The sequence below is a fragment of the Rhodoferax sp. genome (genome assembly GCF_011391645.1).
In the GTDB taxonomy this organism is placed as follows: Bacteria; Pseudomonadota; Gammaproteobacteria; order Burkholderiales; family Burkholderiaceae_C; genus Rhodoferax.
On sequence record NZ_JAABQC010000009.1, the window covers coordinates 1 to 24,122 of the forward strand.

Annotated in this window: 23 protein-coding genes and 1 pseudogene; 5 read left to right on the plus strand and 19 right to left on the minus strand. The window is 61.5% G+C overall.

All coding sequences use genetic code 11. The features are described from left to right. On the minus strand, positions 1-1,472 hold a 1,472-nt coding region (locus GPS82_RS02300; protein WP_296490593.1), incomplete at its 3' end, for a DEAD/DEAH box helicase family protein. 62 nt (positions 1,473-1,534) lie between these two features. Next, entirely contained in the window at positions 1,535-2,620 is a 1,086-nt protein-coding gene (locus tag GPS82_RS02305) for a phosphotransferase (protein WP_296490595.1), read from the minus strand. Positions 2,621-2,691: 71 nt separating this feature from the next. On the opposite strand from GPS82_RS02305, the gene GPS82_RS02310 reads away from it, so the two are divergent. Genes GPS82_RS02310 through rsmA form a run of 3 tightly spaced genes read left to right on the plus strand, consistent with a single transcriptional unit; the run spans position 2,692 to position 7,256 of the window. Next, the gene (locus GPS82_RS02310; RefSeq protein WP_363716886.1) at positions 2,692-5,082 is read left to right on the plus strand and encodes an LPS-assembly protein LptD; all 2,391 of its coding nucleotides are present in this window, start codon (positions 2,692-2,694) and stop codon (positions 5,080-5,082) included. Positions 5,083-5,088: 6 nt separating this feature from the next. Continuing rightward, positions 5,089-6,441: a peptidylprolyl isomerase gene (locus GPS82_RS02315; protein ID WP_296490597.1), complete on the plus strand. Its 1,353-nt coding sequence runs from the start codon at positions 5,089-5,091 to the stop codon at positions 6,439-6,441. 11 nt (positions 6,442-6,452) lie between these two features. Beyond that, positions 6,453-7,256, plus strand: a complete 804-nt coding sequence (gene rsmA, locus GPS82_RS02320) for a 16S rRNA (adenine(1518)-N(6)/adenine(1519)-N(6))-dimethyltransferase RsmA (protein ID WP_296490599.1) — start codon at positions 6,453-6,455, stop codon at positions 7,254-7,256. A gap of 170 nt (positions 7,257-7,426) precedes the next feature. Here the strand turns inward: rsmA and GPS82_RS02325 are convergent. The 6 genes and pseudogenes from GPS82_RS02325 to GPS82_RS02350 form a co-directional block, all read right to left on the minus strand. Then, positions 7,427-7,867, minus strand: a pseudogene (locus tag GPS82_RS02325) (barstar family protein); the annotation flags it as partial. 42 nt (positions 7,868-7,909) lie between these two features. Continuing rightward, positions 7,910-8,317, minus strand: a complete 408-nt coding sequence (locus GPS82_RS02330) for a ribonuclease domain-containing protein (RefSeq protein ID WP_296490600.1) — start codon at positions 8,315-8,317, stop codon at positions 7,910-7,912. 156 nt (positions 8,318-8,473) lie between these two features. Then, entirely contained in the window at positions 8,474-10,786 is a 2,313-nt protein-coding gene (locus GPS82_RS02335; RefSeq protein ID WP_296490601.1) for an NADP-dependent malic enzyme, read from the minus strand. A 155-nt stretch (positions 10,787-10,941) separates the two neighbouring features. Then, entirely contained in the window at positions 10,942-12,111 is a 1,170-nt protein-coding gene (locus GPS82_RS02340; protein WP_296490602.1) for an FAD-dependent oxidoreductase, read from the minus strand. Between the two features lie 93 nt (positions 12,112-12,204). Continuing rightward, on the minus strand, positions 12,205-12,369 hold the full coding sequence (locus GPS82_RS02345) for a rubredoxin (RefSeq protein WP_296490603.1): 165 nt from the start codon (positions 12,367-12,369) through the stop codon (positions 12,205-12,207). Between the two features lie 49 nt (positions 12,370-12,418). Further along, the gene (locus tag GPS82_RS02350) at positions 12,419-12,901 is read right to left on the minus strand and encodes a rubrerythrin family protein (protein ID WP_296490604.1); all 483 of its coding nucleotides are present in this window, start codon (positions 12,899-12,901) and stop codon (positions 12,419-12,421) included. Positions 12,902-13,099: 198 nt separating this feature from the next. Here GPS82_RS02350 and pip point away from each other — a divergent pair, with 198 nt between their 5' ends. After that, positions 13,100-14,062, plus strand: coding sequence for a prolyl aminopeptidase (gene pip / locus GPS82_RS02355; protein WP_296490605.1), 963 nt, complete (start codon positions 13,100-13,102; stop codon positions 14,060-14,062). 36 nt (positions 14,063-14,098) lie between these two features. Here pip and GPS82_RS02360 read toward each other — a convergent pair whose 3' ends face one another. From GPS82_RS02360 to GPS82_RS02405, 10 genes are all read right to left on the minus strand, one after another. Beyond that, on the minus strand, positions 14,099-14,536 hold the full coding sequence (locus GPS82_RS02360; RefSeq protein WP_296490606.1) for a hypothetical protein: 438 nt from the start codon (positions 14,534-14,536) through the stop codon (positions 14,099-14,101). A gap of 88 nt (positions 14,537-14,624) precedes the next feature. Next, positions 14,625-16,007, minus strand: a complete 1,383-nt coding sequence (locus GPS82_RS02365) for a glutamine synthetase family protein (RefSeq protein WP_296490607.1) — start codon at positions 16,005-16,007, stop codon at positions 14,625-14,627. A gap of 78 nt (positions 16,008-16,085) precedes the next feature. Beyond that, on the minus strand, positions 16,086-16,514 hold the full coding sequence (locus GPS82_RS02370; protein WP_296490608.1) for a nuclear transport factor 2 family protein: 429 nt from the start codon (positions 16,512-16,514) through the stop codon (positions 16,086-16,088). Between the two features lie 8 nt (positions 16,515-16,522). Beyond that, a complete protein-coding gene (locus tag GPS82_RS02375; RefSeq protein ID WP_296490609.1) occupies positions 16,523-17,302 on the minus strand; it encodes an SDR family NAD(P)-dependent oxidoreductase in 780 nt (259 codons plus the stop codon). A 2-nt stretch (positions 17,303-17,304) separates the two neighbouring features. Continuing rightward, entirely contained in the window at positions 17,305-17,841 is a 537-nt protein-coding gene (locus GPS82_RS02380) for a DUF3833 domain-containing protein (RefSeq protein ID WP_296490610.1), read from the minus strand. After that, positions 17,838-19,139, minus strand: coding sequence for an MFS transporter (locus GPS82_RS02385; RefSeq protein ID WP_296490611.1), 1,302 nt, complete (start codon positions 19,137-19,139; stop codon positions 17,838-17,840). The genes GPS82_RS02380 and GPS82_RS02385 overlap by 4 nt, the downstream gene beginning before the upstream one ends. Next, positions 19,136-19,711, minus strand: a complete 576-nt coding sequence (locus tag GPS82_RS02390) for a chalcone isomerase family protein (protein WP_296490613.1) — start codon at positions 19,709-19,711, stop codon at positions 19,136-19,138. The genes GPS82_RS02385 and GPS82_RS02390 overlap by 4 nt, the downstream gene beginning before the upstream one ends. Then, positions 19,708-20,976, minus strand: a complete 1,269-nt coding sequence (locus tag GPS82_RS02395) for a cyclopropane-fatty-acyl-phospholipid synthase family protein (protein ID WP_296490615.1) — start codon at positions 20,974-20,976, stop codon at positions 19,708-19,710. Before GPS82_RS02395 ends, GPS82_RS02390 begins: the two co-directional genes overlap by 4 nt. 54 nt (positions 20,977-21,030) lie before the next feature. Further along, positions 21,031-21,840 carry a DUF1365 domain-containing protein gene (locus tag GPS82_RS02400; RefSeq protein WP_296490616.1) on the minus strand — a complete coding sequence of 270 codons (810 nt, stop codon included), beginning with the start codon at positions 21,838-21,840 and terminating at the stop codon, positions 21,031-21,033. Further along, positions 21,837-23,156 (minus strand): FAD-dependent oxidoreductase, encoded by a 1,320-nt coding sequence (locus tag GPS82_RS02405; protein ID WP_296490651.1) that lies wholly within the window; start codon positions 23,154-23,156, stop codon positions 21,837-21,839. Before GPS82_RS02405 ends, GPS82_RS02400 begins: the two co-directional genes overlap by 4 nt. 124 nt (positions 23,157-23,280) lie before the next feature. Between GPS82_RS02405 and GPS82_RS02410 the strand changes: the two genes are divergently transcribed. Beyond that, the gene (locus tag GPS82_RS02410) at positions 23,281-23,904 is read left to right on the plus strand and encodes a TetR/AcrR family transcriptional regulator (RefSeq protein WP_296490617.1); all 624 of its coding nucleotides are present in this window, start codon (positions 23,281-23,283) and stop codon (positions 23,902-23,904) included. Positions 23,905-23,935: 31 nt separating this feature from the next. Here GPS82_RS02410 and GPS82_RS02415 read toward each other — a convergent pair. Further along, positions 23,936-24,122, minus strand: a 187-nt coding sequence (locus tag GPS82_RS02415; protein ID WP_296490618.1) for a hypothetical protein, incomplete at its 5' end; no start/stop codon positions are given.

Consider the following 24,122-nt stretch of genomic DNA (forward strand, 5'->3'; position numbering starts at 1 on the left):
TTTTCGGCATGGTTGTCGTCTTTGGCAAACACCAGGGTCTTGGGCACTTCGGTGCGGCCGGGGAATATTTCCAGCGGCAGCTTGTCGCGGAACGTGCGCACGATGGTGCGTATCTGGTCAGGCGTTTGCACGGCGCGGTCGAGCGCGTCGGCGTCGTAGGCCATGTCTTCGTCCAGCTCTTGCCAGCGGGTCTTACGCGTCAGGCGGTCGCGGTAACCCACGGAATAGCCCGCCTCCACCTGTGCGCCCTGTTCGCTCACCTGGGTGCGGATGCGGTAGACGTCGTAATTGACGTTGACGCCATCGGCCACGGCCTGCGGGTGGCCGTATTCCATGACCAGGTTCTGGTTGAAAAAGCCAAAGGTCTGCTTGCTGGGCGTGGCGGTCAGGCCGATGAGGTAGGCGTCAAAGTACTCCAGCACCTGGCGCCACAGGTTGTAGATGCTGCGGTGGGCTTCGTCGGTGACGATGATGTCAAACGTTTCGATAGGGAAGGCCGGGTTGTAGCCAATGGGGTCGGGCTTGGCAAACAAGTTGCCCAAGCCGTCCACACTTTGCTCGTCGTCTTCGGGTGACAGCTCGCGGCCCTTGAGCATGCTGAACAGCCGCTGGATGGTGCAAATGGTGACTTTGGCCGTGGTGTCGAGCTGGTTGCTTTGCAGGTGCTGGACGATGTATTCCTCGCCAAACTTGAAGTTGTTGTAGGGCGAGGTGTATTGGTCAAACTCTTTTTTGGTCTGCCGGCCCAAGTTGCCCCGGTCCACCAGAAACAGCACACGTTTGGCACCGCCAAACTTGATCAGGCGGTAGATGAAGCTGATAGCGGTGTAGGTTTTTCCGCTTCCGGTGGCCATCTGGATCAGGGCGCGGGGTTTGTTGGCCTTGAGTGACTTTTCCAGGTTGCGGATGGCGATGATTTGCGCGGGCCACAGGCCATCTTCGATCAGCGGCGGCATGGATTGCAGGCGGGCCAGAAAGGTGGGACTTGCAAAACCGGCATCCTGGGCGACCTGCGGGTTGCCGGGGCCTGTGTGGATGACGCTGGTTGCGGGCGCACCTTTGAGGAAAGCCGCCAGCGTTTCGGGCCGATGAAAAGCAAACACGGCGCGGGCGCGCGGCTCGGGGTCCAGGCCCTGGGTGAAATGGGTCTCGATGCCGGTGGACTCGTAGCTGAAAGGCAAGGGCCGGCGCCAGGCCGGGAGCGCGGCGGGCAGGCCCTGAGCGTAACGGGCAGACTGCACTTCGACCCCGGTGAGCGTGGCGCCTTCCTTTTTTGCCTCGATCACACCTGCGGCCTTGCCGTCGATGTAGAGCAGGTAGTCGGCAAAACCGTAGCCGGTATTGAGGGGGAACTCGCGCAGTGCCACGCCGCGCGATGCGTGAATGTTGGCATTGGCCATGTCGCACACATGCCAGCCCGCTTGCTGCAACAGCGCGTCAATGCTAAGTCTTGCCTGTTGCTCTGGCGTCATCCCTGTCCTTTTGATTTTGAGAGCAGTTTACGCTGCCAGGACAGGGGGACGGCGGTCATTTTTTACTGCCGCCCAAAACCAAACACATTGGGCACCTCAATGCCTTCGAGCTTTTCCACCAGCCGCAGCAGCGGTTTGAGCTCGCGGTAGCGCTCGCAGGTGGTGCGAATGTAGGCAATAAAACGCGGCGTGTCGACCAGGTACTGCGGCTTTCCGTCGCGCAGCGTGAGGCGGGCAAAGATGCCGGCCACTTTCAGGTGGCGCTGCAGGCCCATCCATTCCACGCCACGGTAAAACTCGCCAAAATCATCGCCCACCGGCAGGCCGGCCTTGCGCGCCTTTTCCCAGTAGCGGATGGTGATGTCAAGGCAAAAGTCTTCGTCCCAGCTCAGGAAGGCGTCGCGCATCAGGCTGGCAATGTCGTAGGTGATGGGGCCGTAGACCGCGTCCTGGAAGTCGAGCACACCCAGGGGGTCGGCTGGTGTGTGTCCCACCATCAGGTTTCGGGGCATGAAATCACGGTGCACAAAAACGCTGGGCCAGCGCAGGTTCTGGCGAATGGTCTCCTCGAAACTCTTGTCGAGTGTCTGGCGCATGGCAGCGTCAATGATCACGCCCTTGTGCCGCGTGATGTACCAGTCGGGGAACAGTTCCAGCTCGCGGCGCAGCAGCGCTTCGTCATAGGGCGGCAGCACGTCTGGCCTGGAGCTCATTTGCCAGGCGATGAGCGCATCGACCGCCTGGAGATACAGCGGCAGATTGGCTTGGGGCTGTTCACGGTTGATCACCTGCATCATGGTCTGCGCGCCCAAGTCGGTGAGCAGCATGAAGCCCAACGGCTCGTCCCAGGCCAGCACCTGCGGCGCGTGCACCCCGGCGGCGTGCATCAGGGCGGCCACCTTGACAAAGGGCGCGCTGTTTTCCTTGTCGGGCGGCGCGTCCATGATGATGCGGCTGCCGTCCTGGGCATCGATGCGGAAATAGCGCCTGAAACTGGCATCGGCCGAGGCCAGCCTCAGGCTCTCAGGCTGCAAGCCGTGCCGGGTTGCGGTGGCAGCAAGCCAATGCGTGAATTGTTCGGCGCGGGCGGCATTGCTCCAGGCAATGGCGGGGCGGGTGGGGGCTATGGGGGGGGTGTCGTGGCTCATGGATAATCCATTCTACAAATCTGACCACCGATCAACCGCGCTTACCTCATGTCCGTTACTCCTTATGCTCCATGCGCGTCTTTCAAATGCGATTTTTGAAGTCTGACAAGCCTGTGTTGCGGGGATATGGTCGCGGTCTCCCGCTGCACCTGAGTGTGCTGGTCATGCTGCTTCAGTCGGCCAGGGTGGCGGCCCAACCGGCCCCTGATGCGCCTTTGAATCTGAAGATCAGCCCGATGTTGCAGGAGCAGATTGCGCCCGAGGTGCGCAGCAGTTTGCCCAGTTTTGTCACCGGCCAGCGCATCACGGGCCGCACGGATCTGGAAACCGTGGTGGAAGGCAATGCCATGTTGCGCCGCGGCGACACGGTGATCAAGGCCGACCGCCTGGAGTATGACCAGCCCACCGATTTGGCCAAGGCCACTGGCCATGTGCTGATCAACCGCGCTGGCAACGTTTATGAGGGGCCGTTGCTGGAGCTTCGGGTGGATGCTTTTGAAGGTTTTTTCATTCAGCCAACCTACCATTTCTTGCGCAACAATGCCCATGGCCAGGCCGACCGGGTTGATTTTCTGGACGCGCAGCGCTCGGTCATCCTGAACGCCACCTTCACCACCTGCCCGCGCCTGCCGGGTCCAAGCTGGATGCCGGACTGGATTTTGAAAGCCAGCACCATTACCCTGGACAGCGAAGAAGATGTGGGCACCGCCACCGGTGCCCTGCTCAGCTTCAAGGGGCTGCCGCTATTGCCCGTGCCCTACATCAGTTTTCCGCTGAGCGACCAGCGCAAGTCGGGTCTGATGCCGCCCACCATCGGGCTCGACACCGTCAATGGCTCCGAGGTGTCGGTGCCCTACTACTGGAACATTGCGCCCAACCGGGATGCCACCTTGACACCGACCCTGATGAGCAAGCGCGGGGTGAATCTGGGCACTGAATTTCGCTATCTGGAAGAGAACTATACGGGAACCGCGCGGCTAGACTGGATGCCCTCTGACCGCTTGCGTGACGCCAACCGCTGGGGGTTGAACTTTAACCACCAGGCGCGCCTGCCCAGCAGCTGGACCGACAATGGCGCGGCACTGAACCTGAGCCTCAACCAGGTCAGCGATGACAATTACTGGCGTGATTTCTCCCTCAACAATGACTCGCTGACCCAGCGCCTGCTGGCCAACGACGCCACGCTGGCGTGGCGCAACGGGGCCTGGGCCAGCACTGTGCGCGCGCTCAAGTGGCAAACCCTGCAAGACGACGCAGCACCCATCATTCCGCCCTACGACCGGCTTCCACAGCTCAGTACCCGTTACGCGCGCAACAATGTGGCGGGCGTCAACTATGTGCTCGATGCTGACTACACCCGTTTTCAATCCGACGCCAACCTGACTGGCCAGGCCAATGGCCAGCGCGCCTTTGGGCTGTTGCAGGCCACTTACCCGGTGAAAACTGCGGCCGGGTTCTTGACCCCCAAACTGCAATTGCACGCCACCCAGTACCAGTTTGAAACGCCGCTGGCGAATGGTGACACGGCTTTCAGTCGCATCCTGCCGACACTCAGCGTGGACAGTGGCCTGGTGTTCGAGCGCGACACCCAGCTGTTTGGCCGCAACCTGCGCCAGACGCTGGAGCCACGGGCGTTTTATGTCAACACGCCGTTTCGCGACCAGAGTCAGCTGCCCAACTACGATTCGGGTGCCAATGACTTCAATCTGTCCACCATCTATGCGGAAAGTGCATTTGTTGGCAACGACCGCATCTCTGACAGCGATGCGCTCACGCTGGGGGTGACCTCACGTTTTCTGAACCCAGACACCGGAGCTGAAACCGCCCGTGTCGGGGTGGCCCAGCGCATTCTGTTTCGCGACCAGAACGTCACCCTGCCCGGTGGCGAAATCCAGCAAAGAGGCGCCAGCGACCTGTTGCTGGCGGGCGCCATCAACTGGGATCCGCGCTGGGGCGTTGAGGGCACCACGCAATTCAACCCCACCACCGGGGAGTCGGTGCGCTCAACCCTGAGTGCGCGCTACCGCCCGGGCAATTACCGAAACGTCGCGGCAGCCTACCGTTTCCAGCGTGATGCAAGTGAGCAGTTTGACATTGGCTGGCAGTGGCCGCTCAATGACCTGTGGGGCGATCGTGGCCAGAACCTGGGCCCCGGTCAGGGCCAGGGTGAAGGACGCTGGTACAGTGTGGGCCGGCTCAACTACAGTTTGGACGAGAGAACGCTGGTCAACGCCCTGCTGGGCTTTGAGTACGATGCCGGCTGCTGGCTGGGGCGCATCGTGCTGGACCGCGTGCAAACCAGCAGTTCCACCGCCACCCAGAGCATCATGTTCCAGCTGGAGTTTGTGGGCTTCGGCAGGTTGGGGGTGAGTCCGCTCAAGTCACTCAAAGAAAATATTCCCGGCTACCAGAGCCTGCGTGTCCCTGGTGGCCAGCCCAGCCGTTTCAGCAATTACGATTGAACCATCATGACTGTCCGCCTTAAATTTTTGTCCAGCGCCGTTGTGGCCGGTTTGCTTGTTGCCCAGGCGCAGGCCCAGGGCTTGCGCCTGCCACCCGGCACCAGCGCACCGGTTGCCGCCAGCAACCCGGCGACGGCGGACTTTATCGTGGCCATCGTCAACTCGGAGACGATCACCAATACCGAGGTGCAACGCGAAATCCGGCGGGTGCTCCAACAGATGGCGGCACAGAATCGACCCCGACCCGACATCCAGCGTCTGGCTGCCGATATTCTGGAGAGCCTGATCAGCCAGAAAACGCAACTGCAGCTGGCGCGCGAATCCGGCATTCGGGTTGAAGACTCTGCAATTGACCTGGCCGCGCAAAACATTGCGGCTCAAAACCAAATCGATGTCGCAACGCTGATGCGCCGGGTCGAGGCCGATGGCATGACCGCAAGCCAGTTCCGGGCTCAGCTGCGCGATCAGATTTTGCTTCAGCGTTTGCGTGACCGTGACGTGGCGCCCCGGGTGCGGGTGTCAGAGCTTGACATTGACACCTATTTGCAGGAACAGCAAAGCGTGCAGGATTTGGGCAAACTGGAAATCAATCTGGCACATATCCTGATCGCCGTGCCTGAAAACGCCTCGGCCGAGCAGGTGCAGAGCTTGCAGCTTCGGGCTGACAAGGCGATGCAGCGGGCGCGCGCTGGCGAAAACTTTGCGCTGCTGGTGCGCGAATTGTCTGATCCGTCAGCACAGTCCAATAGCGGCCAACTGGGTTTGCGAACCGCCGATCGCCTGCCGACCTTATTTGTCGAGGCAACACAAAAGCTGGCCCAGGGCGAGGTGTCTGAAGTGGTGCGCTCTCCGGCGGGATTTCACGTCCTGAAGGTCATCACCAAAGGAAATGCCGGCATGCCTGCCATGGCGGTCACGCAAAGCCGCGCGCGCCATATCTTGCTCGTCCCGTCGGCGCAGGTCAGCGAAGCCCAGGCGCGCACACGTTTGCTCGACTTCAAAAAGCAGCTGCAGGCAGGGCAGGCCGATTTTGCCGCTCTGGCGCGTGAATTCTCCCAGGACGGCAGCGCGACCCAGGGCGGCGACCTCGGATGGGCCAATCCGGGCATGTTTGTGCCGGAGTTTGAAGCTGTCATGAACCGGCTGGCGCCGGGTGAAGTCAGTGAGCCACTGCTGTCACGCTTTGGCATGCACCTGATCCAGTTGATGGAGCGCCGGCAAGTCAGCCTGAGCCAGGCCGAACAACGCGAGGCGGTGCGCGCGCTGCTTCGAGAGAAAAAACTGGATGAGGCCTTGCGCCTCTGGACGCAGGAGCAACGCAGCCGCGCCTACGTCGAACTGCGCCAGCCGCCGCAGTAAACGGAGCCGAGTTGAAGCACGGAAAGCACATCCCGCGCAAGCGTTTTGGCCAGCACTTTCTGGCCGATGGCGGCATCATTGAGGCCATTGTTCAGGCCATTGACCCGCAGCCGGGCCAGGCCATGGTTGAAATTGGCCCGGGACTGGCGGCACTCACGCAGCCCCTGGTTGAGCGCCTGGGCAGCTTGACGGTCATTGAGTTGGACCGTGATCTGGCGCAGCGCCTGCGCAGTCATGCCCAGTTGCGGGTGATTGAGTCGGATGTGTTGAAAGTGGACTTCAGGCAACTGGCGCAGGCGCAGGCAGCGCCCCGGTTGCGCGTGGTCGGCAACCTGCCCTACAACATCTCCACGCCGATCCTGTTTCACTTGCTGCAGTACGTGGACATCATCGAAGACCAGCACTTCATGCTGCAAAAAGAAGTGATTGACCGGATGGTGGCGCGGCCTTCGACCGCCGCCTATGGTCGCTTGAGCGTGATGCTGCAATGGCGTTACGCCATGGAAAACGTGCTGTTTGTGCCGCCCGAAAGCTTTGATCCGCCGCCACGCGTGGACAGTGCCGTGGTGCGCATGGTGCCGCGCCCGGATGCGGCGACGCTGGACGAGCAGGCTTTGAGCGAACTGGTGCAGGTGGCTTTCAGCCAGCGGCGCAAATTGTTGCGCCACACGCTGGGTGCCTGGTTGCAGGCGAAAAGCTTTGCCGGGGAATTTGATGTGCAGCGGCGCGCCGAAGAGGTGCCGGTGGACGAGTACCTGCGGCTGGCGCTGGCCGTGGCCAGCGCGCAGGCATCACATCAGGCGGTGGTCCAGTAGCCCGCGTTGAACGGGCTGCTCATGCGCAGCGCCTGCGGCGAGATGTCGAGCAGCTTGTCGGTGGGCATCTTTTCGCCGCTTTCCGTGAGCAATTCAATGCCGGAGGTCGGCGGGTTGCCCGACATCTGGGCGTGGTCGCCTTTGGCTGTGAACGCGGCCCGTGCCACGGAAAAAGAATAGAAACAACGGAACGGAATCTTGCGGTCACCCCAGTAGTCGGCGGTGTCGCGAAAGATGTCGAGCAGTTGTTCGCGGGCTTCCTTGTCAAACTTGGCGTGTGCAGGAATATGCTCCAGCACCACGATAAAGCCGGGCTGTGGCCCGGATTTGTGCACCGGGTCGGTCATGCTGTCGTAGAGCGAGTCAAAGTTCTTGCCGACCGAAACCGTCAGCATGAACTGCTGGCCAATCATGTCGAGCACATCTTGCTTGCTCTGGGCGTTCGCAATATTGGCATACAGAAAATGCTGGTCCATGGCAATCGCGGCCTCTTGCAGGTCTTGCACCCGAAAAGCCCGGATCGACTGCACGATGTTGGGGCGAACACCCTTCAAAATCGTCTCCGAGACGCTTTTGAGCTGGGGCTCGGCAGTGGTTTGACTAGGTAACATTTTTGATTCTCTTTTCACAATTTAAAAACTAAAAATTCGAATTCAGGGCGCAATCTGACGAAAACTGGCGTAGTGGTCAGCGGTGAAATAACAGACCTCTGGCGATTTGGCCTCACCCCCACACACGATCCGCCTCACACCCCGATGCGTCAAACCGGGTGTCGGGACGGTGTATTCACGGTAAAAACCACGTTTTTGAGCGGGCAGCAAACGCTCCCGGTTACCAAAAACGGAACCATCCTTTTCACTGACAAACGGACCTCCCTGATGGATGCGCCTGTAAATTTCTACACCGGGGCTCGGCAACTCAGCCAAGCTGATCGTGCTTTGCAGACCCACTGGCGGGGGGGCTTTAGCCTGTAATCCGCCAACAAGCAAGGCCGCAACAAGGGTTAAGCCAGTCAACACCAACTTAAAACGGTTCAACGACGACATTGCTTCAATTTCCAATAAAAAATTCGGGTAAACCCGAACATTTGAGGTGCTAGTGTCGTCGATTCGGCAAAAAAATGCAAGCCGCTGCCCATTTCATGGGCGATTCAGGCCATGGAAATAAGGGTTAAGTGCCGACTGGCCCGGCCCTTTTGGACGAGCGGGCCAGCGGTGTCAACGCGTCGCGTTGGCGTCGGCGACCGTCAGGGCGGTCATGTTGACGATGCGGCGCACGGTGGTGCTGGCGGTCAGAATATGCACTGGTTTTGCCGCGCCGAGCAGCACCGGGCCGACTGCAATGTTGCCGCCCGCCGCCATTTTGAGCAGGTTATAGGCAATGTTGGCAGCATCGATGTTGGGCAACACCAGCAAGTTGGCGTCGCCGTGCAGTGTGCTGTTGGGCATCAGGTTGGCCCGCGATGCCCCATCGAGCGCCACATCGCCGTGCATTTCGCCGTCGACCTCGAGCCAGGGCGCCTTCGCGTGCAACAGCGCCAGGGTATCGCGCATTTTGACGGCGCTGGGCTGGTCGCTGCTGCCAAAGTTCGAGTGCGACAGCAAAGCAGCTTTGGGAGGAATGCCAAAACGCATCATTTCCTCGGCGGCCATCACGGTGATTTCAGCCAGTTGCTCGGCGGTGGGGTCGTAGTTGACATGGGTGTCGACCAAAAACACCTGACGCCCGGGCAGCATCAAGCCGTTCATGCAGGCATAGGTGTTGACGCCAGCGCGCCGGCCCACCACTTGGTCGATGTACTGCAAATGCACCGAGGTGGTGCCCCAGGTGCCGCAAATCAGGCCATCGACATAACCCTTGTGCAGCAGCATGCTGCCAATCAGCGTCAGGCGCCGACGCATTTCAATTTTGGCCACCTGTGCCGTCATGCCCTTGCGCTCGGTCATGCGGTGGTAGCTTTGCCAGAAATCGCGGTAGCGCTCATCGAGCTCAACGTTGACCACGTCGTAGTCCACGCCCTGCTTGAGCCGCAAACCAAACTTTTCAACGCGCTCGGCAATCACTTTGGGGCGGCCGATCAGGGTCGGCATGGCCAGGCCTTCATCGACCACGATTTGGGCGGCGCGCAACACGCGTTCTTCTTCGCCCTCGGCAAAAGCCACGCGCTTCTTGAGCGACTTTTTGGCTGCGGTAAAGATCGGCTTCATCACCGTGCCTGAAGCATAGACAAAGCTCTGCAGTTTTTCCCGGTAGGCGTCCATGTCGGTGATCGGGCGCAGCGCCACACCGCTGTCGAAAGCCGCCTGCGCCACCGCCGGCGCCACCTTCATCATCAGACGCGGGTCAAACGGCTTGGGAATCAGGTACTCGCGGCCAAAGGCCAGCGGTTCACCAGCGTAGGCTGCGGCCACCACTTCGCTTTGCTCGGCCTGCGCCAGTTCGGCAATGGCGTGCACGGCGGCCATTTCCATCTCGACCGTGATGGTCGAGGCACCGGCATCCAGGGCGCCTCGAAAGATGTACGGAAAGCACAGGATGTTGTTGATCTGGTTGGGGTAATCCGAGCGTCCGGTGCCAATGATGGCGTCGTCGCGCACGGTCTTGACTTCCTCGGGCGTGATCTCTGGCGTGGGGTTGGCCAGCGCAAAAATGATCGGATTGGGCGCCATGCGCTTGACCATTTCCGCTTTCAGCACACCCCCGGCCGACAAGCCCAAAAAGACATCGGCGTTGTCGATCACTTCGCCCAGCTTGCGGGCATCGGTTTTTTGCGCATAAATGGCTTTGTCAGGGTCCATCAACTCGAGCCGGCCCTCGTACACCACGCCGGCAAGGTCGGTCACCCAGACGTTTTCATGGGGAATGCCCAGCTTGACCAGCAAGCCAATACAGGCCAACGCAGCCGCGCCAGCCCCTGAGGTGACCAGTTTCACATCCTTGGGCTCCTTGCCCGCCACCTTCAGACCGTTCAGAATGGCCGCACCCACCGTGATGGCCGTGCCGTGCTGGTCGTCGTGAAACACCGGGATCTTCATGCGCTCGCGCAATTTGCGCTCCACATAAAAGCAGTCGGGCGCCTTGATGTCTTCGAGGTTGATGCCGCCAAAGGTTGGCTCCAGCGAGGCAATGATGTCCACCAGTTTGTCAAGGTCGTGCTTCTCGTCGATCTCGATGTCAAAGACATCAATCCCGGCGAATTTCTTGAACAGCACGGCCTTGCCTTCCATCACCGGCTTGCCCGCCAGCGGCCCGATGTCGCCCAGACCCAGCACTGCGGTGCCGTTGGTCACCACGCCCACCAGGTTGCCCCGGCTGGTGTACTTGTAGGCGTTGTTGGGGTCTTTGACGATTTCCTCGCAGGGTATGGCCACACCAGGTGAATAGGCCAGAGCCAGATCATGCTGGTTGACCAGCTGCTTGGTCGCCGCAATGGCGATCTTGCCCGGGACGGGGTACTGGTGGTACTCCAGCGCGGCGCGTCGCAATTCGGCGCGTTTGTCTTCGGGGGTGGCTGGTGCGGCTTGCGTCATGGAGTCTCCTGCGGATAATCAACTGACCCCACAGGGCCGATATTTGTTTTTGCACGAAAAGAAATTGTATGCCTTGACACATCAGCCCTCGTTGAAGCTTTGCAGACCCTGCAGGCGCGGCAGTTTTAACTTTTGCGCCTGGGCCAGGGCTGGGCTCAAACCACCTGTTTGACCAACTCGGCGCGACGGCTGGTGTGCGTGCCGCTGAGGGCAAAACCTTTCAAGGCCTGGTGCGCATCGGTAAACAGCCAGACACCAGGCTCGCTTTGCGCCCACTGCCCCGCTGTGCCGGGTGCTGGCGCAGCCACCACCAACGGCAAGGTCGGCGTTTTGATGGCCACCGGCATCAACGGAAACTGCACGGCGGTCGGCTGACCCAACAGGGTGGCAGCCAGGGCTTTGGCGGCGTGCATGATGGGCATGACGTAGGGCAGTGTTCGACCGTTGACGTATTGGGCGGCGTCCCCCAGCGCATAAACATTGGGTGCACTGGTTTGCAAGTGCGCGTCCACCACAATGCCGCGCTCACACTGCAGCCCGGCGGCTTGCGCCAGGCTCAGGTCGGCACGCAGACCGATGGCGCTGAGCACCACATCGGCCACCAGCGTTTGACCGCCGGCCAGTTTCACGTTGAATGCACTGCTTGTGTTGCCCTGGTGGTCCACGCTTTGCACCGTGGTGCCAAAGTTCCAGACCACGCCCTGACGGGCGAGTGCCTCACCCAGTTGCTCACCCAAGCCTTTCGGTAGCAATGCGGCGATGGGAGCGCTCGCCGGGTCCACCACCGTGACGGCAAACCCGGAACTGATCAAGTCGTTGGCAAATTCGCAGCCAATCAGCCCGGCGCCCATGATCACAATGTGCTTTTTGGCGTCAGTCGCTTCTGCTGCACCTTGGACATCGGTGAGGCGTTCGTGCAGGTGTGAAAAGTCCTGCAATGAGTTGACCGACAGCACCGCGCTGGCGGCGTCACCCGCGATGGGGATGCGGATCGGCTGCGCGCCGGTGGCCAGCACCAGCTTGACATAAGCGAACTCGCCCGCGCTGGTGTGGACGGTTTGGTTAAGGGAGTCGATGGCGGTGACGCGGGTGTGCGCCTGCAGCGTGACATTCTGGCTCTCTGCCATGCCCGTCGCCGGGGTGGTGACCAATTGTCCCGGGCCACGCTTTTGGGCAAAGGCGTTGGACAGCGACGGCTTGGCATAAAAGTCGCCGCTGTCGGCCGTGATCAGCAGCAGCGGCGTGGTTTTGTCCAGTTTGCGCAACTCGCGCGCCGTGGTCCAGCCGGCCAGGCCCGCGCCAATGATGATGATCGGTTTCGTCATGGTGTTTTCTTCAAAATTTGTTGAGGAGAGCGCTAAGCTGTCCCGCAAGCTTAAAGTGTTGGGGACAGAGCTAAAGATCTGTCCCGCAAGGTCTCAGATTTCAACCGCCTCAAAGTCGGCCTTGGCGACACCGCAGTCAGGGCAGGCCCAGTTCTCGGGTATGTCCGACCATTTGGTGCCGGGCGCAATGCCGTCTTCGGGGCGGCCGGCGGCCTCGTCATAGATAAAGCCGCAAACGATGCAAATATATGATTTCATGGTGTTGTTCCAGTTTGAATGTTGGGGTCGGTAAAGGGTCGGGGCAGGCTCAGGCGGCCACTTTGGCCAGTTGGGCCTTGTAGTGGTTGGCGTGACGCTCTTCCACTTTGGCCAGCGCGGCAAAGCGTTTTTGCGCTTTTTCGAGCGTGGCCTTGAACTGGGCGGCGTGCACTTTGCTTTCTTCGATCTGCTCGTCCATTTCAGCCATGGCAGCGGCATGGCCCTCGGCCTCGGCGGTGGCGCGAAAACCCGGGTACATCTCGGTGTACTCGTAGGTCTCGCCGTCAATTGCAATCTGCAGCGCCTTGGCGGGGGTCATGCTGGCTTTGGGATAAAGCAGGTCGAGGTGGCCAAACGCATGCATCACTTCCTGGTCGGCGGTTTCTTCAAAAGTACGGGCGGTGTCTTCGTCGCCCATCTCACGCGCCAGCTTGGCAAAGTAACGGTACTTGATGTGGGCCATGGATTCGCCGGCAAAGGCAGCTTCCAGATTGGCCATGGTCTTGATTTCGGGGCGGGCGGTTGCAGTCATGGTGAACTCCTGAGGTTTAAAACAATTTGCTGATAGAGCGTTTCGATCAGCACAGGATGAATGTTAGCGCCTGGCTATTGATTTGCCCAATTGGTATTTGCTAATGGATTGATAGCCACTATCGAAAGATGGCGCAATGGCTCCCCTGAGTGCCCGATAGTCTGACAATGGGTGCTCCAGCCATTTTTAGCCAGCACCATGATTCACTCCCCGGATCCCTTGTTTCCGCCGATTCAACCCTACCGCAGCGGTCGCCTGGCCGTGGACGACCTGCACTCCCTGTACTGGGAGGAATGCGGCAACCCGCAAGGCGTGCCGGTGCTGTTTTTGCACGGTGGTCCCGGTGCGGGCCTGTCACCCAGACACCGGCAGTTTTTTGATCCGGCGTGCTATCGCATCGTGCTGTTTGACCAGCGCGGCGCCGGTCAGTCCACACCGCTGGGTGAAGTGCGGCAAAACACGACACCACTGCTGATTGACGACATTGAGCGCTTGGGCGTGCTGATGGGTATTGAGCAATGGCTGGTGTTTGGCGGCTCGTGGGGTTCGACCCTGGCGCTGGCGTATGGCCAGGCGCACCCCGAGCGCTGCACCGGCTTCATCTTGCGGGGCATATTCTTGTGTACCCGGCCAGAAATTGACTGGTTCCTGAACGGCATCCGCTGGATTTTTCCCAAGGAACACGCGGCGTTTGTGGCACATATTCCGCCAGCCGAACGCGGTGATTTGCTGCAAGCTTTTGGCCGGCGCCTGTTTGGAGATGACCCGCAGGAGCGCGAACGGGCAGCGCGCGCCTGGAGCCGTTATGAGGGTAGCTGCCTGTACTTGCTGCCCCATCCTGAAGTGGCCGACCAGTTTGGCTCGGATGCCGTGGCACTGGGTGTTGGCCGGCTGGAGGCGCATTATTTCCTGCACCAGGCATTCTTGGCGGACGACCAGCTCATTGACAACGTGGGGCGCATCGCGCACCTGCCTGCGGTCATCATTCAGGGGCGCTACGACGTGGTGTGCCCGGCGCTGTCAGCCTGGCGCCTGCACCAAGCCTGGCCCCAAGCGAGTTTTCAGATGGTTGAGGATGCAGGCCACGCCGCCTTTGAGCCTGGCATTGCCACCGCCTTGGTGGCTGCCACCGAAAGATTCAAACGCACCCGCACGCTGTGACCGGTTGCGCCCAAGGTTTGTGGGCGTACCAACGCCTCAATGCTTGCCGTGGCCTTTTTTATGCTTTCCGTTGTCCCGCTCGCCGTCGTCGTAACGACTCTCCCGGTCATCGTAGCGGCGCCCTGAGTCGCCGTAGTAACGCGGCTCGTACACATCGCGGTACCAGCCGTCCTGCACAAAATAGACGGGCTGCCCGCAAGCCTGGTAGTGGCGGCAGTGCTTGCGCCAGTTCTTGGCGTGGCCCGGTGGCACATGCAGGTAAATGGGTTGGCGAACCACGTTAACCGTGCGCTGTTCAATGATGACGGGCTGCGGGTAAATCAGCACCGGGCCAGGCACACGACCAATATCAATGCGGCCATAAAAACCGGGTTGGGCGATGTTGACTGAAACACCCACATCCGCAGCGAGCGCGGCCGTGCCGAGCGCCGAGGCAACCAGCGCAAGGCCCACAAAGTATCTTGATTGATTCATGAAAAGATTCTAGGGCGCCACCGTCTGGCATCGTGTAACCAGACGTAAAGGCTTGGGCCGCCCGCAAGGCGTGATCGCCTGGGCCGGACTACACCTGCGGCAACAAAAAGCGCCGCTCCCAGGCGCTGATTTCGCTCTGGTAACTCTCCAGTTCAAGCGCCTTGACCGCGCAATAACCCGTGACAAATTGATCTCCAAACAGTTCTCTGGCGATGCTGCTGTGCTGCATTTTTTGCAGCGCAGCCTCCATGCTGCGCGGCAGACTGTGGGCTTGGTCGTACCCATTGCCTGCCTGCGGCGCGGACGGGGTGCGCTGTTCTTGCAGACCCTTGAGACCAGCCGCCAGTGAGGCCGCGATGGCCAGATAGGGGTTGGCATCGGCTCCGGCCACGCGGTTTTCCACCCGGCGCGCCGCCGGGCCGCTGGCGGGTATGCGCAAGCCGGTCGTGCGGTTGTCATAACCCCATTGCAAATTGATGGGTGCCTGGCTGCCTGACACATAACGCCGGTAGGCATTGACGTTGGGCGCCAGCATCAGCATCAGATCGGGCAGGTGCGCTTGCAAGCCGGCGATGAAATGACCCAGGCGGGGGCTTTCGCCACCATCGGGCAGGCTGAACACGTTGTCGCCCTGCGCATCGACCACGCTGATGTGCAAATGCATGGAACTGCCGGCGCTGCCAGCGATGGGTTTGGCCATGAAGACCGCATTGAGTCCATGCTTTAGCGCAATTTCACGGGCCGCGTACTTGAACAGAAAGGCCTGATCGGCCACCGCCACGGCATCGCCATGGATCAGGTTGATCTCGTATTGCGTGGCGCCCACTTCATGGATCCAGGTGTCGGTGGCAATGCCCAGCGTTTGGCAGGCGTCGCGCAGTTCGTTCCAGAACGGCGCCAGTTCATTGAGCATGTTGAGGCTGAACGCGCTTTGACCCACTTCAGCTCGGCCGCCGCGCATGGCGGGTGCTTGCAGCGGCTGCGCCGGATCGGCGTTGGGGGCGGTCAGGTAAAACTCGATTTCAGGCGCGACCACCGGTGTCAGACCCAGGGCAGCATAGTTGGCGAGCACGGTCTTCAGAATGCTGCGCGGTGCAAATTGGCACAGGGTGCCGTCAAGTTCCATGCAATCGTGGATGGCCACCCCGCGCGGCACGCTGGCCCAGGGCGCCAGCGACGCCGTGCGGTAGTCGGGCAGCAAGCGCACATCAGGATCCGAGTCGGGAAACACCGGGTTGTAAGAGTAGTCACCCGTCACCGCCTGCATTGGAATCGCCTGGCAAATGCGCAATTCGCCAGCGGCCAAAAAGCTCGCGGCGGGCATCAGCTTGCCGCGCGGATAACCTGAAATGTCGGGGAAGATGCACTCCACATCACGCACACCGTGTTGGCTGAAGAGGGCGCGAATGGCTTCAGTGGGCCGGGTTGGCGCGGCTGAGTTGGCCGCTTGGGCGTTGACGGGCTGGAGCATGGGACCAAAGTGCAAAGTGAAGGTGAGCGCAGTTTAAGCTGCCGCCAGGGACGACGGGCGCGGCGCTGCCTGCCCGGCTCAGCCGTTGGCGCGCCGCTTGAGCCAGCGCATCAGGCCGCCAATGACTGGCAGCTTTTCATACAGCTCTTCAGCAGCGTCCCAATAGTCGCGGTGCAGCGTGATGCGCCCAGCCTCGTCGAGCACCAGATGCGAGCCGCCCAGAATGCACTGCGGTTGTCCCACGGCATAACGCTTGAACGCAAAATGAAATTCCCAGGTCAGGAAACATTGCCGGCCATCGACGATGCGCCCGGTGATGACAAAACGCGGGTTGTCCAGGCTGACCTCCATGTGGCGGAAAATGGCCGCAATGGCGGGCCAGCCGCGCACCTCATTGAACGGGTCCTTGAAGCGGGCATCAGGGGCATAAAGCGCGGCCAGCGTGTCAATGTGCCTGGGATCCAGGGTCTCAAAAGCTTGCACGATGGCATCAACAGCATTTTTCATGGCAACCATCAACTTGATTTCAGGCGCCCGGTGAGGGCAAAAAATAACCCGTAAGGCAAGCAGCGCAGCACTTTCAGCCAGAAGGTGAAGCGCTTGGGGAAATGGATCTCGAAGCGGCCCTTTGCCCAACCCTGCAGAATGGCCTGCGCGGCTTGCTCCGGGCTGATCAGCGCCGGCATTTTGAATTCATTTTGCGCCGTCAGCGGCGTCTCGACAAAGCCAGGGTTGATCAGCGACACGCCCACCCCCTGGTGGTGCAGGTCCAGGTAAAGTGTCTCGGCCAGGTTGATCAGCGCGGCCTTGGTCGGTCCGTAGGCCAGGCTGTTGGGCAGGCCCCGATAACCCGCCACGCTGCCCATCAGGCTGATGTGCCCGCGCCCGCCGGCGGGCTGCGCCAGGAGCCCGGGAAGCACCGCGTCAAGCACATGCAAGGCGCCCACGTAGTTCACCTGGTTGTGCCGCAGCAGTTCGGGCAAATCCAGCTGGTCTGCGGTCATGGCGCGGTAGTGGCCGGCGCAGTACACCATGGCGTCAAGCGCGCCTTGGGAAAACAGCGCTTGGGCCGCGCGCTGGACGGCAGCAGCGTCGGTCACGTCGAGCGCCATGGCCTGGGCACCAGGGTGCAGGCTGACAAATTCATCCAGCGCCGCCTGATCGCGCGCCGACACAATCACCAGCGCTCCCTGCGCGTGCAAGGCTTGGGCAGTGGCGCGGCCAATGCCGCTGGAGGCGCCGACCAGCCAGACTCTTCGGCCCACCCAGTTGTCCATCCGCGAGTTCAGTGCCATGCTTATCGCTTGATGAAAGTCAGGGTGACTTCGCCCAGGCCCACGCCCCACTTGCGCATGGCGGCCTTGTTGAGCATGACCTTGTCGGTCATCAGGTACATCCAGTCGTCAAATTGCACCTCGATGACGCGGCCGTCAACCGGCAGCGCCAGCGTGTAGGTCCAGTGAAAGGCGTTGCCGCTTTGCTGACCCTCGGCAGTGCCCACCACGTCATCGGCTTGGCCCGTGAAACGGCCGTTTGCCAGGCTTTGCAGCCGCCAGACACGGCGCTGGGTGGTGCCATCCGAGTAACTGAAGGTTTCGTCGAGCACGCCCTGGTCACCCTGCCAGCTGCACACCATGACCACGGTAAAGCGCTTCACCACCTGGCCGGAGCGGTCGGTAAAGATGCCGTGGGCATCGAGCGTGCCGTTGAAGTAGTCGCGCAGTTCCAGCACGGGTTTTTGCGCGGCATAGTCGGTGACTTTGGGTGCACTGCAGCCGGTCATGGCAAGCACTGAAGTCATGGCGCCAGCCAGCAGTAAAGAGCGTCGTTTCATGTTGGAAGCGGCCGGGCCGCAGGTTGGATAAAAGAAAAGTAGAGCAGCAGCGCAGCCCCGGTCTTGAGCACGCAGGGCAACAGGCAATAGGCCACGGTAAGCACCAGCAGGGCCTGCGGTTCGCGCGTGCCGGGGGCATAACCCAGCCAGCCCAGCAGCGGCAGCGCCAGCCCGGCGGCCAGCGCCAGATTGAGCTTGGTGGCAAAGTTCCACCAGCCAAAATAGCTGCCGTCGGCGCGGCCGCGGTCACCCGCGTCGTCAATCAGGCCCGCCAACATGGCACCGGGCAACGCCAGGTCGCTGCCCAGGGCAGCGCCCGACAGGGCGCACACCACCAGAAACCACGCGCCGTCGCCGGCACCCAATTGGGTGGCCCACAAGAACACCAGCACCGACACCCCCATGCCGAGCAGCCAGCTGCGCGCCAACCCCAAGCGCGCCACCCCACGCAACCAGAGCGGCATGGAGAGCGCGGCAAAAACAAAATAAAGGCCCAACGAGGCCGACTGCAGCGCCTCGGAGCCCTGCAAGCGGTCTTGCACAAAAAACAGCACCAGCGTGGCGGGTATGGCGCTGGCAATGCCGTTGAGCATGAACACGGCCAGCAGGCGCCGGAAATCCCTGTGCTGCCACGGGTGCCACAGGCTGATGACTTTTGCGCTGCGGGCCAGCGGTGTTGCCTGACCGGCGCCTGAAGGGCGCAGCGGCCTGGGCGCGCGCGACCACGCCCACCAGCCCAACACCAGGCCCAACCACAACAAGCCCAGCATGACCGGCACACCCAACAGGCTGGCGGCAACAGACGCCAGCACCACGCCCACCAGCCCCAGGCCCTCGCGCCACGCGACCACCCGGCTGCGCTGCACCGCATCGCCGCCCAGCATGGCGCCCCAGGACTGGTGCGCCACGGCCAGTGCGCTGTAGGCCAGGTAAGTCACCACCAGCCAGCCGCCGGCCCACAGCAGCAGGGCGTCAGGCGCGCGCACCGGGGGCACAAAAATGGCAGAGAATCCCAGGCCGAGCAGCGCCGCCGCGGCTGCGCCAAATGTCAACACGGCCGCGATGGAACGGGCATAGAGGCGGTCGCAAACCCGGCCCAGCCAGGGGTCGAGCACGGCATCGAGCAGCCTTGCTGCCAGCAACACCGCCCCCAGCGCGGCCAGCGACACGCCCCATTCGCGCGCGTACATGTTTGGCATCAGCACATACAGCGGCAGCGCGCAAAACGCCAGCGGCAGGCCCAGCAGGCCATAACGCCAGCCGTCCCGGGTGCTGAAGCTGGCGCCGGATGCCGTCATGGCGTGGCCGGGGCTGCCCCAGTGGCGGGCGTCAGCTGCTGCAACAGCGCCAGGCGAAGCTTGGGCTCGGAGGTATTGGGCGACAGCCAGATGCCAAAAAACAGGCGGGCAAATTCCGGATCGACAATCTCGCCCACCACCCGACCGTTGTGCAAAAAGCGTGCGCCGGCGCCGGGGCGATGCAGTCCGGTCAGGCGCTCACCAGTCTTGACATCGGGAAACAGCGCACGCATCTGGTCACCCCAACGCTGGGCCTGGTCGGCACTGATCGGGGTTTGGCGCTCCATCTCGGCCAAAGAGCGCCGGGCGATGTCAGCGCCGGAGAAGTCGCGCAGGTAGGCCAACTCGAGGGCAAAGCCATGCTCGGCGAAGCGGTTGGCGCTAAAACCCGGCGCCACCCACAACGTGGCCTGGTACACCTCAAATCCCCAGAAGGTCAGCTTGGCCTGGCCCGCCAACGCCGCCGTCGGGAGAGCCCCGCGCAAAGCTGGGGGCAGGCTGGTGGCCCAGACTTGCAGGCTCAAGACCCCGGCAGCCCCGGCCAGCAACGCTTGTTTGGCGGCGTGTTTCATGGCGCAGGCTTGACCAGGGTGTACTGCACCAGGTCAATGTTGCCAACCTCAAAGGCCGCTTCGCAATACGCCAGGTAAAACTGCCAAATGCGCATGAAGCGGTCATCGAACCCGAGTTCGGCGGCCTCAGCCTGGCGCGCCTCAAACGCATCGCGCCAGCGGCGCAGCGTTTCGGCATAGTCGAGACCAAAGGCAAATTCGTCTTCGACCACCAGCCCGGCAGCTTGCGCCTGCAGGTGGAACTCGCGCGGACACGGCAGGCAGCCGCCCGGAAAGATGTACTGCTGGATGAAATCGGTGCCGCTGATGTAGCGCTCAAACAGCGTGTCGCTGATCACGATACTTTGCACACAGGCGCGGCCACCGGGTTTGAGCAGGCGACTCAGCGTTTGAAAATACTGCGGCCAATAGGCGCGGCCCACCGCTTCCACCATTTCAATCGAGCAGATGGCGTCAAAAGGCGCATCGGCAATATCACGGTAGTCCTGCAGGCGCAAGTCGGCCGTCTTGTCGGCACCCAGACTGATCCCGAGGCCTTGCAGGCGCTGACGGGCGTAGGCCAGTTGCTCGGTGCTCAGGGTCACACCGACCACCGAGGCCTTGAATTCCGTGGTTGCCGCTTCAGCCAGCGCACCCCAACCGCAGCCAATTTCCAGCACGCGGTCGCCGGCCTTGACGTGCGCCATCTGCAGCGCACGGCGCACCTTGGCGGTCTGGGCCTGCGCCATCGGCTGTGAAAAATCGCCGTCAAACCAGGCCGATGAGTAGTTCATGGTGTCGTCGAGCCACAAACGGTAAAAGTCGTTGCCCAGGTCGTAATGCGCGTGAATATTTTTACGGCTGTTGGCGCGGCTGTTGTGTTGCAGCAGGTGTTTGAACCGGTACAGCAGGCGGCCGCCCCAGGTGCCGTAGATGACCGACTCCATGGCGGTCCGGTTGGCCGCAAACAGCTTGAGCAACTCGGTCAGGTTGGGCGTGCTCCAGTCGCCCGCAATGAAGCTCTCGGCAAAGCCGATGTCGCCCGATTTCAGGGCGGCTGCGAACACTTTCCAGTTGTGCAGTTTAAGGGTGGCACAGGCGTGTTGCGGGCTGGGCAGGGCGTGCTGGTGCGAATGCTCGCCGTAACGCCGGTGCGAACCATCGGGCAACACCACGGTCAGGGTGCCGTGACGCAGGTTGTCGAGCAGGCGCAGCCCGGCGCGCGCCGAGGCGGGGGCATGCTGGGGAAGCGCGTAGCGGGGGGCAACAGAAGTGGCTGTGTTCATGGTCAGGTCTGAGCGTTGGAAAATTGAATGAATTCTCTTGGTTTGGATCAGATGTCAGCGGGTGGTGAACGCATGCGGCGCTGGTGGCTTGCGGAAAAACGGCACCTTTTTCAGCCATAACTGCAGCGCCTGCCAGTGGATGCGCGCCATCACCCCAAAAGTCATGGCCGGGTAGCGCCACAGGGCGCGGCGCAACGCCGCCCGGGTGATGGGCTCCAGCGCGCCGCTGACGCTGGTTTGCAACAGCACGCTGGCTTGCGGGTCGCTGGCATCCACATCAAAATAATCAATCCGGGCCACGGTGCGTTGCGGGCCAGGGCCAAAGGTGCGCATCAGACGAAAGCGGTAATGTCCCTGAACCTCGCAAAAGGGTGACACATGAAACACCTTGCTGGCACGTTGCTCTACACCGTAGCGCGGCGCATCGAGCAGGTAGCAATGGCGTTCGCCAAACGTGTTGTTGACCTCGACCACCACCGCGCGCAGGGCGCCACCCTGGTCTTCGGGCGCGCGGTGGCAATACCAGAAGCTCACCGGCTTGAAGGTGTAGCCCAGCACACGCGGGTAGGTGTGCAGCCAGGCTTCACCGGTCGCGTCAAAAATGCCGGCGCTGTGCAGCAGTTCGTCGAGCCAGGCGATGGCCCCCCCCTGCGCTGGCGCGCGGCCGTCGCCGTGGTCGGTCTCAAAAAAGCTGATCGGCCCAGACCGGTTGATGGCCCAGGCACTGCCTGCTGGCGGCGACGTTTGGCTCAAGCTGCGCAGCGGCAGCATCACGAAATAGGTGGGGTAAACAAAGGCATTGGCCGCCGGACGGGTGCGCGCGTGGCGCACTTCGCCAAAGCCGATCAGGGCCTGGGCTGTCATGGCTGCGCTCCTGAGGCGGAAGCGTCGCTCAGCACTTGTCTGGCAGCTGCCAGCCCCGCCTTGAGCCCATCTTCGTGAAAGCCGTAGCCCATCCAGGCACCGCAGTAATAGCGGTTTTGCCCGCCTTGCAACAAGGGCATCTGCGCTTGCGCTGCCACTGCGGCCTGGTCAAACACCGGGTGGGCGTAGTCATGTTCGCCCAGGATTTTGGCGGGGTCAATCTCGCGGGCCGGATTGAGCGACACCAGCACCGGCTGCGCCCAGGGCAGAGGTTGCAGGCGGTTGATCAGGTAATGCAGGCAAACCCGGGCGTTCTCCTTGAGCGTGGCGGGTGCGCGCTCATAATTCCAGGCCGCCCAGGCGGCCTGGCGCTTGGGCAATACCGACACATCGGTGTGCAGCACCGCCCGATTGGGCTGGGTGCGGATGGCAGCCAGCGCGCTTTGCTCCAGCGCGTTCGGCGTGGCAAGCAGGGCCAGGGCCTGATTGGCGTGGGTCGCGATGATGACCTTGTCGAAATACTCCTGGCCGGCGTCGGTGCTGATGCGAACGCCAGCAGCCAGGGTGGGCGTTGCGCTGACTGTTTCGATTCTGCGCACGGGGCTGTTGAGGCGCTTGTCCCGGATGGTGGCAGTGATTTTTTCCACGTAATGTTTGGCGCCGCCCTGCACGGTCCACCACTGGGGCCGGTTGGTGATCTGGAGCAAGCCGTGGTTGTGGCAGAAACGCACCATGGTGGCCACCGGGAACTGCAGCATCTGCGCGGTCGGGCAACTCCAGATGCAGGCCATCATGGGCAAAAAATACCAGTCGCAAAAGGCGCTGCCAAACTTGTGGTGCTGCAGAAAATCGCCCAGCGGCTGCGCCAGCTCGGCCTCGGTGCCATCCAGTGCAATGCGGGTGGTGAGCGCGTTGAAGCGCAGCAGGTCGCGCAACATGCCCAAAAAGCGGCCATTGACCAGATTGCTTCTCTGGGCAAACACCGTGTTGAGGTTGCAGCCGCTCCACTCAAGGGCTCGCTCATGAACCGGGTCAAATGCCTGCACCGAGAACGACATGTCCGACTTGGCGGTGGCCACGCCGAGTTCGGCGAACAGCTTGAGCAAATTGGGGTAGGTGCGCTCGTTCAACACCAGAAAACCGGTGTCCACGCCATGCGTGACCGGCCCCTGGCGCGTCGGCAGGGTTATGTCCACCGTGTGGGTGTGGCCGCCAAAGTAGCCACCCGCCTCGAACAGGGTTACCTCGGCCCGATTGCCGAGCGCGTGCGCGGCCGCCAGACCTGAAATCCCTGACCCGACAATGGCAACCTTCAATGGCACGTTTATTCCTTTAGACTTTGGATGTTATTTAAATACTAATTGGTCACAAATCAACTTCATAGTATTATCAATTGCCATTGATATCAATTTTTCGCATTTTAAAAGCAACATTTTCAATATGGTTACTCGCAACCTCCCCAGGGTCTCATTCAAAGTGCAAATGCTGCAGGCACGCGAAGAGGCCATCATTCAAACGGTCAACCATTTGCTCGCCAGCAAGGGCTTTGAGGCCATGACCGTCGATGAGGTCGCAGCCGACGTTGGAATTGCCAAGGCCAGCCTGTACAAGCACTTTCCCAGCAAGGAAGACCTGGCCGCAGCCGCCATGGTGAGCGTGATGCGCCGTGCTCAGGCATTTTTGGACAGTTTGCCAGCAGACGCTGCCCCCATGGACAATTTGCGCACCGTGGTGGCCTGGACCATGGGCCTGAAACTGGCCGGGGAAATGCCGTCCTTGCCGAGCCAGAATTCCAGCCTGCGCGCAGCTTTGATCGGCAACAAGGACTACACCGACGGCCTGATCGAGGTCAGCGACCGCCTTGGCGGCTGGATCGAAGCCGCGCAGGCGCAGGGCACCCTCAACCCCAAACTACCCGCCATTGCCGTGCTCTACACCTTGTACGCCCGTGCCTGCGACCCGGTGCTGGAGTTCCTGAAGATGAGCGAATTGCACAGTGACGAAGAAATCATCGAACTGGTCATGAGCACCTGCTTTGATGGCTTGAACGCCCGGGTGGGGTAAAAAATCTGGCGTCCACCCGACGTACGATGTGTCAGTTGCCTGGTTTCTGTTGCTTCTCAGCTTGACTGGCGCTGTCGTTCGGCGCATTGCTGGACAGCCCTGTCACATCGGCAGGCGGATGCCCAAGTATGATCATGCTGTTTTCAACAACACAGGAGTGCATCATGGGATTCTTCGGCAAGATACTTGAGAAATTGGGGATCGGCAGCGCCAGCGCC